The sequence below is a fragment of the Ferrovibrio terrae genome, assembly GCF_943372915.1.
Taxonomy (GTDB): Bacteria; Pseudomonadota; Alphaproteobacteria; order Ferrovibrionales; family Ferrovibrionaceae; genus Ferrovibrio; species Ferrovibrio terrae_A.
Map to the genome: position 1 here is coordinate 38,370 of NZ_CALSAN010000023.1, position 14,585 is coordinate 52,954.

Below are 14,585 nucleotides of genomic sequence, written 5' to 3' on the forward strand. Positions count from 1 at the left end.
TGCTCAGCCCCTATGCGGCACCAGGATGAAACCGGCGCGCGGGAAATGCACATGCACGCGACCGGTCTCCGGGGCCTCGCGCGCAATCGTGATGCTCTGCGCCGTCAGCCCCACCAGCTCGCCCACGGTGGCATCGCGGCCGGTATCGTCGGGTGTCACACTCACCGGCATGCCGGCACTCAGCCCCATGGCATTGGCGGCGACGCCGGCCGGCACCGGCGCCGGCGTGGCAGCTTTGGCGATCTCGACAGCGGCCTTGGAGTCCAGCTCGCTCGGGCTGCCATGGCCGAAACCCTTCATGCGGTCGGCCCAGACATTCAGCGCGGTGTAATCGGCGAGATCGGTGGCCTTGGCGCGGTCGCGCACGAACCAGACGCAGTGATAGACGGCAAGATCGGCCAGCGATGGCGCATCGCCGAACAGGAATTTGCGGCCGTCATGCAGGGCCTCCTCAATCCAGCCCAGATGCGCACGCAGGGGCCCGGTCATGACAGCGGCCTGCATCTTCATCTTGCTGCGGTCGATGGTGCGGCCAGAGAATTTGGCGCGATCTTCCAGGAAGGCATCGGGCATCTGATCGCCCATCAGGCCAAAGGCGATGGCGACGGAGGCACTGAACAGCTGGTGGTCGGCCCAGAAGGCGACACCCTCGGCCAGGCCCTTCGCGGGACCGGGATAGAGCGTCGGCGTGGGATGGCGGCGCTCGATCTCGCGCAGGATGATCTGGGTGTCGCAGTAGATATCGGCGCCGACCTGCATCACCGGCGTCTTGCGATAGGCGCCGGTCAGCACGGTGAGATCGGGCTTGGGCATCATCGGCGGGATTTTCACCGACTGCCAGGGCAGGCCCTTGATGCCGAAGGCGACGCGCACCTTCTCGGAAAACGGCGAGGTGCCATAGTGGTGCAGGATCAGGTCGCCGCTCATCGTGTTTCCTCCGTTTATGATCTTGGAGGTAACAATAAGGGCTTTACCCTTACGTCAGGCAAGGGCGGATTCGGCCTGATGCTGTAACTGCCGCAGCTGCCGCCCGAAGGCGGCCGTGTCGTTCAAGGCGCGGCTCAGCACCAGCGCACCCTGGATGCCGGCGATGATGGTTTCCGCCTGCGCCCTGGCGTGTTTCGCGCCGCCGCGCCGCAGACAGGCAGCCAGCGCCGCGATCCAGCGTACAAAATAATCCTGCACGGCGGTGGCGAAGCGGTCGCGCGTGGCATCCAGCGCAAAGGCCCCGACCAGGCAGATACGGCCGCCGCCGCGGAAATACGCATCCACGGCGGCGAACATCGCTGCGAGAGCCTGCCGCGGATGGTCGGCCTCCCGCAGCGGCGCATAAACCTCATGCTCGAACCAGGCATCGACATGGGCGAGCACAGCCGTGGCCATCTCGTCCTTGCCGCCGGGAAAGTGGTTATACAGGCTGCCCTTGCCCAGGCCGGTGGCGGCGGTGATCGCGCTGAGCGACGCGCCCTCGAAGCCATGTTCGCGGAACACATCGCCCAGACGGGCAATCAGGTCGTCGCGGGATAACAGGGCTGCGGGCATTACAGTCCGAGGTCGCTCAGCCCCGGATGGTCGTCAGGACGGCGACCGAGCGGCCAGTGGAACTTGCGGTCGGCCTCGGTGATGCGCACATCGTTGATGCTGGCCTCGCGGCGTTCCATCAGGCCGTCCGCATCGAACTGCCACTGCTCGTTGCCATGGCTGCGATACCACTGGCCGTTGTCGTCACGCCATTCATAGGCAAAGCGCGCCGCGATACGGTTGCCGGTAAACGCCCAGACTTCCTTGATCAGGCGGTAGTCCAGCTCGCGCTGCCATTTGCGGGTCAGGAACTCCTCGATCTGCACCCGGCCCCGGATGAACTCGGCCCGGTTCCGCCAGACACTCTGTTCGGTATAGGCCAGCGCCACCTTGGCCGGATCGCGGTTGTTCCAGGCATCCTCGGCCATGCGGGCCTTCTGGGCGGCGGTTTCGGCGGTGAAGGGCGGCAACGGGGGGCGGGCCATGCGGATATCCTTGTTTGTACCTATCGGTACAATACCGCAGGGCTAGCCTTTTGCAAGCGCTCTCCTATCCTCACGCCTGAACCATCCGGGAGGAAGACAGAATGACCCAGCAGGCACCGCTGAGCACCGTGGAGCGCAACGCCGCCGATTACGCCGCCCTCACTGCTGTGCTGCGCGACTATTTCGACGGGCTCTACACCTGTGACACCGCGAAGCTCGCCCGCGTGTTCCACCCGGCCGCCAGCTATGCCTGCGCCACCGACGGCACCCTGCTGAAACTGGGCATGGACGAGTATTTCCCGGTGGTGGAGAAGCGCGAACCGCCGGCGAGCCGGGGCGAGACCCGGCGCGACAGGATCATCTCGATTGAATTTGCCGGGCCGGTGACGGCGCTGGCCCGGGTGGAATGCGCCATCGGGCCGAAATTCTTCACGGATCTGCTCACCTTCATCAAACTCGACGGCCGCTGGCAGATCATCGCCAAGGTGTTCCATTACGACCTGATGGAATGAACTTAAACAATTGATAATAAAAGATTTTATTGCGTGGGGCCGCTAGGGGTACAACTGCGGCAATTTCCCGCTTGATTGCCGGCAGGGGCGGGCCTAATTTCCCGCTCGCCTGCCGGGCGCGGCCTGCCGGGCACCAACATACGTCTCGTGTTCCTCAAAGTCCGCCGGGTGTCGACCTGCCGGACGCAGCGAAAGAAGGCCAGATATGACCTATAAGGTCGCCGTTGTCGGCGCCACCGGTGTGGTGGGCCGCGAAATGCTCAACATACTCCACGAACGCAAGTTTCCGGTTTCGGAAGTGGTTGCCCTTGCCTCGCGCCGCTCGGTCGGCCGCGACGTCATGTATGGCGACAAGCATATCAAGGTGAAGGCGCTCGACGAGTACGACTTCCGCGGCGTCGACATCGCGCTGTTCTCGGCCGGCGGCGCCACCTCGAAGGAATGGGCGCCGCGCGTCGCCGCCCAGGGCGCCGTGGTGATCGACAATTCGAGCTTCTGGCGTATGGACCCCGATGTGCCGCTGGTGGTGCCGGAAGTGAATGCCGATGCCATCGCCGGCTATACCAAGAAGGGCATCATCGCCAACCCGAACTGCTCGACCGCCCAGCTGGTGGTCGCGCTGAAGCCGCTGCATGACCGCGCCACCATCAAGCGCGTCGTCGTCGCCACCTACCAGTCGGTGTCGGGCGCCGGCAACGAGGGCGTCACCGAGCTGGAGCGCCAGACCAAGCAGATTCTGGTCAACGATCCGGTGGTACGCGAGAAGTTCACCAAGCAGATCGCCTTCAACGTCATTCCTCATATCGACGTCTTCATGGACGACGGTTACACCAAGGAGGAATGGAAGATGACGGCCGAGACCAAGAAGATTCTCGACCCGAAGATCAAGCTGACCGCCACCTGCGTGCGCGTGCCAGTGTTCATCGGCCATTCGGAAGCCGTCAACATCGAGTTCGAGCAGTCGATCTCGGCCGAAGAGGCGACCGAGATCCTCAGCAGCGCGCCGGGCGTGCAGGTGCTGGATCGCCGCGAAGACGGCGGCTATATCACGCCGCTGGACTGCGCCGGCGACTACAACACCTTCGTGTCGCGCATCCGCGAGGATTTCACCGTCGAGAACGGCCTGGTGATGTGGGTGGTCTCAGACAACCTGCGCAAGGGCGCGGCGCTGAATGCGGTGCAGATCGCCGAAGTGCTGGCCGCCCGCCATCTGAAGAAGCAGGCCGCTTAAAACGGTCCGTCATTAAAGAAGCAGAGTTCTCCTCCGGGGCCGCTGGCAACAGCGGCCCCCTTCTTTTTTCCTACCAGCGCAGCAGGCGCCGGCCGATCAATGCGCCAAGGCCGGCCAGCAGGGCAATCGCCAGCGTGTACCAGGTGGCGACGAACAGCGGGCTGTCGTCCGGGCAATGCGCCGCATAGAGCGCGGCTGAAATCCCGCCGGCGATCAGCCCGGCCACGGCACCGGCGAGTGCGGGCCGCGACGGTGCGCCACTGCGCAGGGCCAGCAGGATCAGCGCCAGCGGCGCAAGACCCATCAGCGGAATATAGGTGAGACAGTTGCGCGCATTGCTGCCGACCAGGGCGGTGAGCCAGCCCGAACCGGGCAACGCGATCAGTTCGCTGGCAATGCCGATCAGCAGCAGGCCGGGCGCCAGCAACAGGGCGCGACGCCAGGCGCCCAGCGTGGCGCCGGGGCGGATCAGGCGCAGCACCAGACCGGTGGCCCCCACCGCCAGCACCAGCGTGACAACGAATTTCAGCAGGAAGCGCAGTTCATCCAGCGAGGCCAGCGCATTGCCGCGCGGCCCGAGCAGCAGCATGAACAGCACCGCGGCAGCAATGATGCCGCCGGCCAGCGCCAGCGACAGTTTCACTTCCGGCCGCAGGCCCGGCGGGGTCGCATCCTGGGCAATCGCGCGGATCAGATCGTCGGTTTTCATGTCTCGCTGCTCCTCAGGTGCCGTGCTCTCTTAACCGCTGGGCCAGGGCCGCCAGTCCGCGGTGCAGCGCCACCCGCACCGCACCTTCCGTCATCATCAGGCGCTGCGCCGTGTCGCGGATCGAAACGCCATCCACGGCCACCGCCTGCACCACATTGCGCTGGCCCGGGGCCAGGCTGTGCAGATGGCGGACCACGTCGCCCACCACGCTGCGATCCTCTTCGGCCGGTGCCGCCAGCACGTCGCTGAGATCGTCGATATCGATCTCGCGGCCACGCCGGCCGCGGCGCCGCAGCGCATCGACCAGCTTGTTGCGGGCGATGGCGCGAATCCACGGGCCGATCGGCACATCCTGCTGCCAGGTCTGCCGCTTGAGATGAATGGCCAGCAAGGTCTCCTGCACCACATCCTCCGCATCTGCCGGCATCAGGCCGAATTTCTGGCACCCGCGCCGGGCCGCAACGCGCAGCACCGGCGCCAGTTCGACCAGCAGGGCCTGATAAGCGGCACGGTCGCCGCCAAGGCCAGCCCGCATCAGGCTGCTCCAGCGGGTTTCCTGCTCGCCTTGCGCATGGGCGAGATTGCGGTCGCTCACATCCAGTCCTTCGTCACGGCACGGCCCGATGTTACAGGCCGGCGGCAGAAAAAATAATTGCTACACGAAAGCGTGAGCAGCGTAACACAGGCCGGCGACCTGGCGAATGAGGGGGTATGGGCGGGATCGAGCCGCGACCGCCCGGCCTTCCCCCAACCCGCGGCATCACAGGAGACACCCATGCTCGCCAAGACGCATCTGACCGCCGCCCTGCTGGCCGGCTCGCTCGCCACCGCGATGGCCCTCATCGCCAGCCCGGCCCCGGCCCAGGATGCCGGCAAGGAAAAGTGCTATGGCGTCGCCATGGCCGGCAAGAATGACTGCGCCGCCGGCCCCGGCACCACCTGCGCTGGCACCTCGAAGGTCGATTACCAGGGCAATGCCTTCAAGCTGGTCGCCAAGGGCACCTGCACCACCATGAAGACCCCGAAGGGCATGGGCTCGCTGGAGCCGATCAAGGGCTGATCCCGCCTGGGCGGATGCTCTCGACGCTGACCTGTCGGCATCCGCCCATTCCCTTTCCCGATCCGATCAACGCCATGCTCCCCGATACAGCCGGCACCACTTTCAAGCCCACGCATTTCGCCGCCCTGCAGGCCGCGACGGTGCAGCCGGGCTTTGTGCCAGGATTCATTGAAGTGCATGCCGAGAATTACATGGGCGACGGCGGCCTGCCGCATGCGCAGTTGACGGCCCTGCGGCAGGACATGGCGCTGTCGCTGCATGGCGTCGGACTGTCCATCGGCGGCACGGCGCCGCTCGATCGCGACCATCTGCTGCGCCTGCGCCGGCTCTGCGACCGCTATCAGCCGCAGAGCTTCTCCGAGCATCTGGCCTGGTCGAGCCATGGCGGCGTTTTCCTCAACGATCTGCTGCCGCTGCCCTATACCGATGCGACACTGGCGCGCGTGATTTCGCATGTGACGCAGACCCAGGACGCATTGGGCCGGCGCCTGCTGCTGGAAAATCCCGCCACCTATCTGCAATTTTCTGCCAGCACGATCCCTGAAACCGAATTCCTGGCCGAGATCGCGGCACGCAGCGGCTGCGGCCTGCTGCTGGACGTCACCAATGTGCAGGTCGCCTGCAGCAACCGCGACGAAGACCCTGTCGCCTATCTGGCGCGCTTCCCGCTGCAGCATGTGGGCGAGATCCACCTTGCCGGCCATCATGCGACGACAGACCGTCATGGCATGCCGCTGCTGATCGACGACCATGGCAGTGCGGTGAGCACCGGCGTCTGGCAGCTATATGAATCCGTCATCGCCCGTATCGGTGCCCGCGCCACCCTGGTGGAATGGGACACCGATGTGCCGGCCTGGCCGGTGCTGGCGGCAGAAACCGCGCGTGCGCAACAGTTGCTGGATCGAGTTGCCGGCAAGGCTGTGGCGGCCTGACATGCAGCCTACTTTCACCACCGCCCTGCTGGATGCCGCGCATGCCCTGCCGCCCGGCCTGCTGGCCGCCGATCCGGCCGAGCGTTTCGCCGTCTATCGCAACAACGTGGTCAGCGGCCTGAGCCGCGCGCTGGCCGCCGGCTTTCCGGCCGTCGAGGCCATTGTCGGCACAGAATTCTTCGCCGCCATGGCGGCGATCTTCGTGCGGCAGTCGCCGCCGGCCTCGCCGGTATTGCTCGACTATGGCGCCACGCTGCCGGATTTTCTCAGGGATTTTACACCGGCCACCGAGCTGCCCTATCTCGCCGATGTGGCACGGCTGGAGCTGGCCTATACGCGCGCTTTTCATGCCACCGACGCGCATCCGCTGGCCGCCGACACACTGGGCCGGCTGGCGGCCGACCGCATCGGCGGCCTTCGCGTCACCCTTCATCCGTCGCTGCAAATCCTGCGCGCAGACTATCCCGCCGCCACCATCTGGGCGATGAATACCGGGCGGCTGCCACTGGCCGAGATCACCGACTGGGCGGCCCAGGACATGCTAGTGCTGCGCCCGCAATACAGCGTGGATGTCGTCATCCTGGCACCGGGCGAAGCGGCATTCCTCACCGCCTTGCAGGCCGGCAGCACGCTAGGCGAAGCGGCGGCTGCCGCACTGGATGCTGCCGCCACGTTCGATCTCGGCCCGGCGCTGGCCGCCCTCTTCATGCGCGGCGCCGTGATCGCCTGCATGGATTCACAGGAAGACTCATGACCATGACCCGCTCGCTCCCCCTACCCGCAACACCCCGTGCCGCCAGCCTCGCCGCCACATTGCAGCGGATCATCGCCATGCTGGACCGGATTCCGCACAGCCTGATCGCGCTCGGCGCCCGTGTCTTCGCGGCAGCGGTGTTCTGGCAGTCCGGCCAGACCAAACTGGACGGCTGGCGCGTGTCGGAAAACGCCATCGCGCTGTTCCGCGAGGAATACCGGCTGCCGCTGCTCGATCCGGTGCTCGCCGCCCATCTGGCAACCCTGGGCGAGCATCTCTTCCCGCTGCTGCTCGTTATGGGCTTTGCCAGCCGCTTCGCTGCCCTCGCGCTGCTGGGCATGACCGCCGTGATCCAGATTTTCGTCTATCCCGATGCCTGGCCGACCCATGGCATCTGGGCCATCAGTCTCCTGATCATTATTGCCCGTGGCCCCGGACGACTATCCATCGATCACCTGATCCAGCGGTTTGGACGCGGTGGAAAGTGACGCCACCGATGTCGCCTGCGGCCAAAGCCGGATTGCGCAATACGATGGCTTGAGGCGTAATGCGGTCTTAGATGACCGCTTCTCCCCTGCCTGACGATGCGCATGTCCTGATCCAGGATGCCTATCAATACTGGCTTCGCATCCACCCGGCACCGGACAGGCTTCCGGGCCGGCAGCATTTCGATCCGCTCGATATCCCGCATCTGCTGCCGCATGTCTGGCTGGTCGACGTGATCCGGGGTGAGCCGCCGCGCTTCCGCTATCGCATTGCCGGCACCGCACTGAACCGCAGCATGGGCCGCAGCCTGACCGGCCAGATGATGGATGACGTCAATCCGGACTTCTACACCGTGCCAGAGATTGCCGCGCCTTATATCGCCATGCTGTCCAAGCCGGCGCCGGCCTATCGCAAAGGGGCACCGCTGTTTGCCCATAACCAGCAATTCCGGTCGCTCGAGCGCCTATTGCTGCCGCTGGCGGGGAATGGCACTGAAACGGATATGCTATTCTGTTTGACCCTGTTCTACCTGCCCGACGGCAGCATTATCGGATCGATAACATGAGCGGTTTCGTGTTGCCCGCCGATGCCCATCCGGTGATCCGGAATGGCCTGGCCTACTGGCGCGCGGCGGCGCCGGCCGAAGGCCTGCTGCCGGGCCGCCAGCATATCGACCCGCTCGGCATGCCGGCCCTGCTGCCCTATGCCTGGCTGCTGGAGGTGCATCAGCCGGAGGGCAATATCACCATTCCGCGCTTCCGTTTCCGCCTGGTCGGCAGTCATGTCGATCTCGGCTTCAACGGATCGATGACCGGCAGCTGGCTGCATGACATGGAAGCCGGCTTCGAGACGGTGAGTTCACGCTCGCGCAGCTTTGTCGATGCCGCCACCAATGCACAGATCAGCCATCGTCGCGGCCCGCCGCGGTTTCGCACCAATGCCGAAACGGCCGAACTGGAGCGCCTGATGATGCCGCTGGCCAGCGACGGCAAACATGTCGACATGCTGCTCGGCTTCACCGTCTTCTATGACGGCATCGGCAGCGTCTTGCGTAGTAACTTGTAAGAGTCAGCGCACGCGTTCGATATCGGGCAGGAATTGCGGCGCCCGCAACAGATCCTGGATCATGTGCAGCCGCATCTCCGGCGCGCGGTTCTCACGCGCATCGCGCAACGCGGTATAGGTCGCCGACATGGCGAACAGCAGCGCCTTCTTCGGCGTGCGGCCCTTCAGCAGCCGGGTGAGGAACAGCGACGCGAACAGATCGCCCGCACCCTTGGGCAGGCCCTCGCCCAGATCCGGCACGGCGCAGAGCCAGGCACCATCGGCAGTGACCAGCAGCGCCTCCAGCAGGGTCTGGCTCTGGCTCTGGCCGCCATCCTTCCGCTGCAGCGTGGTGGCCACCACCATCGCCGGACCTTTCGCCCGCAGCGCATCGCAGGCGGCCAGCGCGGATGGCAGATCGTCGATCTTGCCGCCGGTGAGATATTCCAGCTCGAAGCCATTCGGCGTGGCGATATCGGCGGTGGGAAACAGATGGTCGCGGATATAGGCGGGCAGTGCCGGATCGACATACAGACCGCTGTCGCTGTCGCCCATCACCGGGTCGCAGAGGAAGATCGCCTTCGGATTGGCCGCCTTCACCGCCAGCGCGGCGCGGCCGGCGGCCTCGGCCGTGCGCGGGTTACCGAGCCAGCCGAGCAGCACGGCATCGATCTGGTTCCATTCCGGCCGCGTCTGCAAGGCGGCGATCCAGGCATCCATCTCCTCCGGCGCGGTGGACCGATGCGCCGGCGGACCATAGGAGGGATTGAAGGCCAGCAGCCCGGTCGGCACCGACCAGACTTCAATCCCGTTGCGCTGCAGGGGAAACACGGCAGCATTGTTGCCGACATGGCCGTAGATCACCTGGCTCTGGATGCTGAGCACGCGCATGGGCGAAATCCTGAAGTCGTTGCTATACAGACAAAAGGCGGACGTAACGGAACCTTGCCATGCCTAAGTCGGCGTTTATAGTGGCGCAATTCAAACTTATTGCACCGCAACAATTCTGCAAAAGGTCTTTCGCATGGCCGCCACCGCCCGTCCCCGCCGCAGCGTGCTGTATATGCCCGGCTCCAATGCCCGGGCGCTGGAAAAGGCCCGGACGCTAGCCGCCGATGCGCTGATCCTGGATCTGGAAGACGCGGTGGCGCCGGAGCAGAAGGTGATGGCCCGCGACCAGGTCTGCGCCGCGGTTGCCGCCGGCGGCTATGGCATGCGCGAGCTGATCATCCGCAGCAACGGTCTCGACACGTCCTGGGGCCGCGATGACGTGATCGCCGCCGCCAAGGCCGCGCCCGATGCCATCCTGCTGCCGAAAGTGGAGTCGGCGGCACAGGTGCAGGAGGTCGCGGCCCTGCTGCAGCAGCATGGCCAGGCCAAAACCGCGATCTGGTGCATGATGGAGACGCCGAAGGGCATCCTGCGCGCCGAAGAGATCGCCGGCGCCTCGCCGCGCCTCGCCGCCCTGGTGATGGGCACTTCCGATCTGGTCAAGGATCTGAACGCCCAGCACACGCCGCTGCGGCTGCCGGTCATCACCGCGCTGGGCCTCTGCATGCTGGCGGCGCGCGCTTACGGTTTGGCAATACTCGATGGTGTTTATCTCGACCTCGACGACGAAGCCGGCTTCGAGGCGGCCTGTCGCCAGGGACTGGAACTGGGGTTTGACGGCAAGACCCTGATTCATCCCAAGACACTGGACACGGCCAACCGCGTGTTTGCACCGACGGACGCGCAGGTGGCCTATGCGCACAAGATCATCGCCGCCTTCGAGGCGGCGGCAAAGGAAGGCAAGGGCGTGGTGCTGGTGGATGGCAAGCTGATCGAGAACCTGCATGTCGAGCAGGCGAAAAAGCTGGCCGCGCTGGCGGATGCGATTGCCAAACTGCAGGCGGCTTGAGGAACGGACCAGACATGAGCGACAAGACCAACCCGGGCAATTTCTTCGAGGATTTCAAGCTCGATCAGGAAATCCGCCACGCCACCCCGCGTACCGTCACCGCCGGTGATGTGGCGCTGTATACCGCGCTGTATGGCCCGCGCTTTCCGGTGCAGTCGGCCGACAGCTTCGCGCGCCGCCTGGGTCTGCGTGCCGCACCGGTCGATGACCTGCTGGCCTTCCATGTCGTGTTCGGCAAGACCGTGCCGGAAATCTCGCTGAATGCCGTGGCCAATCTGGGCTATGCCGAATGCCGCTGGCTGGCGCCGGTCTTTGCCGGCGACACGCTGCACACCATTTCGCGCGTGATCGGCCTGAAGGAAAATTCCAACAAGAAGACCGGCGTGGTCTATGTGCGCAGCCAGGGCTACAAGGAAAGCGACGAGCTGGTGCTGGATTACGTGCGCTGGGTGATGGTGAAGAAGCGCGATGAAAGCGCGGTGATCACGGATGAGCGCGTGCCGAAGCTGATCGACCATCTGCCGGCCGACCGCCTGCGCCTGCCAATGGGGCTCAACTTCGCGCAATATGACTGGACGCTGGCCGGCAGCCGCCATGGCTGGGAAGATTACGAACCCGGCGAAAAGATCGACCATGTCGATGGCATGACCATCGAAGAGTCCGAGCATATGCTCGCCACCCGCCTGTATCAGAACACGGCGAAGGTGCATTTCGACCAGCATCGCCAGGGCCAGGACAAGCTCGGCCGCCGCCTGATCTATGGCGGCCATATCATCAGCCTGGCGCGCGCGCTCAGCTTCAACGGCTTAGGGAATGCCGCTTTCGTGGTTGCCATCAATGGCGGCCGCCATGTCAATCCCACGGTCGCCGGCAACACCATCTATGCCTGGTCGCAGGTGCTGGATAAGGCCGAACTGGACGGCCGTACCGATGCCGCTGCGCTGCGCATCCGCACGGTCGCGGTGAAGGACCAGCCCGCCGCCGCCTTCCCCGACAAGGACAGCACCGGCAAGTATCCCGACAGCGTGGTACTCGACCTGGATTACTGGGTGGTGATGCCGAAACGGGAAAAGCGCCGCCGCTGAGACCGGAGCTTAGGCATTAAAACGACCGTTCGTTTTATATTTCTGAGAGCCATTCGCAACAACTCACTCCCGCTTGGCCCGGACCGAAAATCCGTTGCAAGCCGGGGGTTTAGATCGTTAAAAACAGAAGAGTTCAATCATTGACTAAGCAGGCTCCGGGGCTAGTATCCGGCCTGTTTCGGACGCCGACTCGGCTGCTTTCCCCTGCGCCGCCGGCGGACCGCCCCACCCCGAATGCCCCAGGTCCGTTCCAGGGGCGAAGGCGCAAAAATGGCGAACGTCGAACGACCGCTCTCTCCCCATCTGCAGATTTATCGCTGGCCCGTCACCATGGCGACGTCGATCCTGCACCGCGCCACCGGCTGCGGTCTGGCGGCTGGCACGCTGCTGCTGACCTGGTGGCTGGTCGCCGCGGCCGCCGGCCCCGACTACTACGCGATGGTGCAGGCCTGCCTCGGCTCGATCCTCGGCCGCCTGGTGCTGCTCGGTTTCACCTGGGCGCTGTTCTACCATCTGCTGAACGGCATCCGGCACCTGTTCTGGGATGCCGGCCATGGCTACAGCCTGCCGGTGGCCAACAAGTCGGGCTGGGCGGTGATCGGGGGTTCGGTGGTGCTCACCGTGCTGGCCTGGATCCTGGCCTACGCCTGGAAGTGAGGAGCGCATCATGAGCAATGCCAACAAGCCGATGCGCAGCGCGCTGAAGAATGTCCGCGGCCTGGGTGCCGCCAAGGAAGGCGTGCAGCACTGGTGGATGCAGCGCGTCACCGCCGTCGCGATGATCCCGCTGCTGCTGGTCCTGCTGGTCTGCCTGCTGAAGCTGGCGACCGGCGATCATGCCGCCGTCGCCGCCGCCTTCAAACACCCGCTGTTCGCCCTGCTCGCCCTGCTCAGCATCCTGGCCGTCTTCTGGCATATGAAGCTGGGTTTACAGGTGGTGATCGAGGACTATGTCCATAGCGAAGGCCTCAAGCTGGTGAGCCTGCTCGGCATCACCTTCGCCACCTTCATCCTTGGCGGCATTGCCGCCCTGTCGGTGCTCAAGCTGTTTTTCGGAGCCTAAACCCATGCCCGCCAGCTATCAGGTTCACGACCACTATTACGATGTCGTCGTTGTCGGCGCCGGCGGCGCCGGTCTGCGCGCCACCATGGGCCTGGCGGCTGCCGGCCTGAAGACCGCCTGCATCTCCAAGGTGTTCCCCACCCGCAGCCACACGGTGGCGGCACAGGGCGGCATCTCGGCGGCCCTTGGCAACATGGGCGAGGATAACTGGCGCTGGCATATGTATGACACCGTCAAGGGCTCCGACTGGCTCGGTGACCAGGACGCCATCGAATACATGTGCCGCGAAGCCGTGCCGGCCGTCGTGGAACTGGAGCATTTCGGCGTGCCGTTCAGCCGCACCCCGGAAGGCAAGATCTACCAGCGCGCCTTCGGCGGCATGACCAAGAATTTCGGTGCCGAGCCGGCCCAGCGCACCTGTGCCGCCGCCGACCGCACCGGCCATGCGATGCTGCACACGCTGTACCAGCAGTCGCTGAAATTCGACACCGAGTTCTTCATCGAATACTTCGCTCTCGACCTGATCATGGACGAGGATGGCGCCTGCCGCGGCGTGATGGCCTGGAACCTGGCCGATGGCAGCATGCACCGCTTCCGCGCCCATATGGTGGTGCTGGCGACCGGCGGTTACGGCCGCGCCTATTTCAGCTGCACCTCGGCCCATACCTGCACCGGCGACGGCGGCGGCATGGTGCTGCGCGCCGGCCTGCCGCTGCAGGACATGGAATTCGTGCAGTTCCATCCCACCGGCATCTACGGTTCGGGCTGCCTGATCACCGAAGGCGCGCGCGGCGAAGGCGGCTATGTCGTCAATTCCGCCGGCGAGCGTTTCATGGAGCGTTATGCGCCGTCGGCCAAGGATCTGGCCTCGCGCGACGTGGTCAGCCGCGCCATGACCATGGAAATCCGCGAAGGCCGCGGTGTGGGCAAGAACAAGGACCACATCTTCCTGCATCTGGATCATCTCGATCCGAAGATCCTGCATGAGCGCCTGCCCGGCATTTCGGAAAGCGCCAAGATCTTTGCCGGCGTCGATGTGACCAAGCAGCCGATCCCGGTGCTGCCGACCGTGCATTACAACATGGGCGGCATCCCGACCAATTATCATGGCGAAGTGCTGACCCTGAAGGACGGCAACCCCGACAGCGTGGTGCCCGGCCTGATGGCAGTGGGCGAAGCCGCCTGCGTCTCGGTGCATGGTGCCAACCGCCTGGGTTCCAACTCGCTGATCGATCTGGTGGTGTTCGGCCGCGCCGCTGCCATCCGTGCGGCCAAGGTGGTCGACAAGAATGCCAAGCATCGCGAGATCAAGAATGCCGGCGACAATGCGCTGGCCCGTCTGGATCACTTCCGCAATGCCAAGGGCGGCAGCCCGACCGCGCAGATCCGCGACAAGATGCAGCGCGCCATGCAGAACAACTGCGCCGTCTACCGCACCGGCGAGGTGCTGAAGGAAGGCGTCGGCCTGATCGATAACGTCTACAAGATGATGCCGGATATCGACGTGGCGGACCGCTCGCTGGTCTGGAATTCGGACCTGGTCGAAACGCTGGAACTCGACAACCTGGTGCGCCAGGCCGTCGTCACCATGCATTCTGCCGAGAACCGCAAGGAGAGCCGCGGCGCCCATGCCCGCGAAGATTTTGCCGACCGCGACGACAAGGAGTGGATGAAGCACACCCTGTCCTGGCTCAACGACAAGGGCGGCGTCACCATCGACTATCGCCCGGTACACACCTACACGCTGACCAACGAGGTCTCGTATATCGAGCCCAAGAAGCGCGTTTACTAAGGAAGCAAGGA

General features: G+C 64.9%; 19 protein-coding genes. 13 read left to right on the forward strand and 6 right to left on the reverse strand.

All coding sequences use genetic code 11. The annotated features are described in order from the left end of the window. Positions 1 to 3: 3 nt before the first annotated feature. Genes AAG821_RS15650 through AAG821_RS15660 form a run of 3 tightly spaced genes read right to left on the reverse strand, consistent with a single transcriptional unit; the run spans position 4 to position 2,006 of the window. Positions 4 to 927: a glutathione S-transferase family protein gene (locus tag AAG821_RS15650; protein ID WP_341913431.1), complete on the reverse strand. Its 924-nt coding sequence runs from the start codon at positions 925 to 927 to the stop codon at positions 4 to 6. Positions 928 to 981: 54 nt separating this feature from the next. Beyond that, the gene (locus tag AAG821_RS15655) at positions 982 to 1,542 is read right to left on the reverse strand and encodes a TetR/AcrR family transcriptional regulator (protein ID WP_341913433.1); all 561 of its coding nucleotides are present in this window, start codon (positions 1,540 to 1,542) and stop codon (positions 982 to 984) included. Continuing rightward, positions 1,542 to 2,006 carry a nuclear transport factor 2 family protein gene (locus tag AAG821_RS15660; RefSeq protein WP_341913435.1) on the reverse strand — a complete coding sequence of 155 codons (465 nt, stop codon included), beginning with the start codon at positions 2,004 to 2,006 and terminating at the stop codon, positions 1,542 to 1,544. Before AAG821_RS15660 ends, AAG821_RS15655 begins: the two co-directional genes overlap by 1 nt. Positions 2,007 to 2,107: 101 nt before the next feature. On the opposite strand from AAG821_RS15660, the gene AAG821_RS15665 reads away from it, so the two are divergent. After that, complete coding sequence (locus AAG821_RS15665; RefSeq protein ID WP_341913437.1) at positions 2,108 to 2,518, forward strand: nuclear transport factor 2 family protein; 411 nt, start codon at positions 2,108 to 2,110, stop codon at positions 2,516 to 2,518. Positions 2,519 to 2,723: 205 nt separating this feature from the next. Continuing rightward, complete coding sequence (locus AAG821_RS15670) at positions 2,724 to 3,749, forward strand: aspartate-semialdehyde dehydrogenase (RefSeq protein WP_341913439.1); 1,026 nt, start codon at positions 2,724 to 2,726, stop codon at positions 3,747 to 3,749. Positions 3,750 to 3,819: 70 nt separating this feature from the next. On the opposite strand, the gene AAG821_RS15675 is transcribed toward AAG821_RS15670, so the two are convergent. Next, a complete protein-coding gene (locus AAG821_RS15675; RefSeq protein WP_341913441.1) occupies positions 3,820 to 4,458 on the reverse strand; it encodes an NrsF family protein in 639 nt (212 codons plus the stop codon). A gap of 13 nt (positions 4,459 to 4,471) precedes the next feature. Next, a complete protein-coding gene (locus AAG821_RS15680) occupies positions 4,472 to 5,053 on the reverse strand; it encodes a sigma-70 family RNA polymerase sigma factor (protein WP_341913443.1) in 582 nt (193 codons plus the stop codon). A gap of 180 nt (positions 5,054 to 5,233) precedes the next feature. Here AAG821_RS15680 and AAG821_RS15685 point away from each other — a divergent pair, with 180 nt between their 5' ends. From AAG821_RS15685 to AAG821_RS15710, 6 genes are all read left to right on the forward strand, one after another. Continuing rightward, a complete protein-coding gene (locus AAG821_RS15685; protein ID WP_341913445.1) occupies positions 5,234 to 5,518 on the forward strand; it encodes a DUF2282 domain-containing protein in 285 nt (94 codons plus the stop codon). A 74-nt stretch (positions 5,519 to 5,592) separates the two neighbouring features. Beyond that, complete coding sequence (locus AAG821_RS15690) at positions 5,593 to 6,450, forward strand: DUF692 domain-containing protein (protein ID WP_341913447.1); 858 nt, start codon at positions 5,593 to 5,595, stop codon at positions 6,448 to 6,450. A 1-nt stretch (position 6,451) separates the two neighbouring features. Then, positions 6,452 to 7,204 carry a DNA-binding domain-containing protein gene (locus AAG821_RS15695; protein ID WP_341913449.1) on the forward strand — a complete coding sequence of 251 codons (753 nt, stop codon included), beginning with the start codon at positions 6,452 to 6,454 and terminating at the stop codon, positions 7,202 to 7,204. Positions 7,205 to 7,206: 2 nt separating this feature from the next. Then, positions 7,207 to 7,692 (forward strand): DoxX family protein, encoded by a 486-nt coding sequence (locus AAG821_RS15700; protein WP_341913450.1) that lies wholly within the window; start codon positions 7,207 to 7,209, stop codon positions 7,690 to 7,692. Between the two features lie 71 nt (positions 7,693 to 7,763). After that, entirely contained in the window at positions 7,764 to 8,255 is a 492-nt protein-coding gene (locus AAG821_RS15705) for a PAS domain-containing protein (RefSeq protein WP_341913452.1), read from the forward strand. Further along, on the forward strand, positions 8,252 to 8,755 hold the full coding sequence (locus tag AAG821_RS15710; RefSeq protein WP_341913454.1) for a PAS domain-containing protein: 504 nt from the start codon (positions 8,252 to 8,254) through the stop codon (positions 8,753 to 8,755). Before AAG821_RS15705 ends, AAG821_RS15710 begins: the two co-directional genes overlap by 4 nt. Positions 8,756 to 8,758: 3 nt before the next feature. Here AAG821_RS15710 and pdxY read toward each other — a convergent pair whose 3' ends face one another. Further along, positions 8,759 to 9,625: a pyridoxal kinase gene (gene pdxY / locus AAG821_RS15715; protein ID WP_341913455.1), complete on the reverse strand. Its 867-nt coding sequence runs from the start codon at positions 9,623 to 9,625 to the stop codon at positions 8,759 to 8,761. 133 nt (positions 9,626 to 9,758) lie between these two features. On the opposite strand from pdxY, the gene AAG821_RS15720 reads away from it, so the two are divergent. The 5 genes from AAG821_RS15720 (at position 9,759) to sdhA (ending at position 14,574) form a co-directional block, all read left to right on the forward strand. Then, on the forward strand, positions 9,759 to 10,634 hold the full coding sequence (locus tag AAG821_RS15720) for a CoA ester lyase (RefSeq protein WP_341913457.1): 876 nt from the start codon (positions 9,759 to 9,761) through the stop codon (positions 10,632 to 10,634). A gap of 14 nt (positions 10,635 to 10,648) precedes the next feature. Next, complete coding sequence (locus AAG821_RS15725) at positions 10,649 to 11,719, forward strand: MaoC family dehydratase (RefSeq protein WP_341913459.1); 1,071 nt, start codon at positions 10,649 to 10,651, stop codon at positions 11,717 to 11,719. Between the two features lie 270 nt (positions 11,720 to 11,989). Further along, the gene (gene sdhC / locus AAG821_RS15730; protein ID WP_341913461.1) at positions 11,990 to 12,376 is read left to right on the forward strand and encodes a succinate dehydrogenase, cytochrome b556 subunit; all 387 of its coding nucleotides are present in this window, start codon (positions 11,990 to 11,992) and stop codon (positions 12,374 to 12,376) included. 10 nt (positions 12,377 to 12,386) lie between these two features. After that, entirely contained in the window at positions 12,387 to 12,782 is a 396-nt protein-coding gene (gene sdhD / locus AAG821_RS15735) for a succinate dehydrogenase, hydrophobic membrane anchor protein (RefSeq protein WP_341913463.1), read from the forward strand. A 4-nt stretch (positions 12,783 to 12,786) separates the two neighbouring features. After that, the gene (gene sdhA / locus AAG821_RS15740; protein ID WP_341913465.1) at positions 12,787 to 14,574 is read left to right on the forward strand and encodes a succinate dehydrogenase flavoprotein subunit; all 1,788 of its coding nucleotides are present in this window, start codon (positions 12,787 to 12,789) and stop codon (positions 14,572 to 14,574) included. The last annotated feature ends 11 nt before the right edge of the window (positions 14,575 to 14,585 follow it).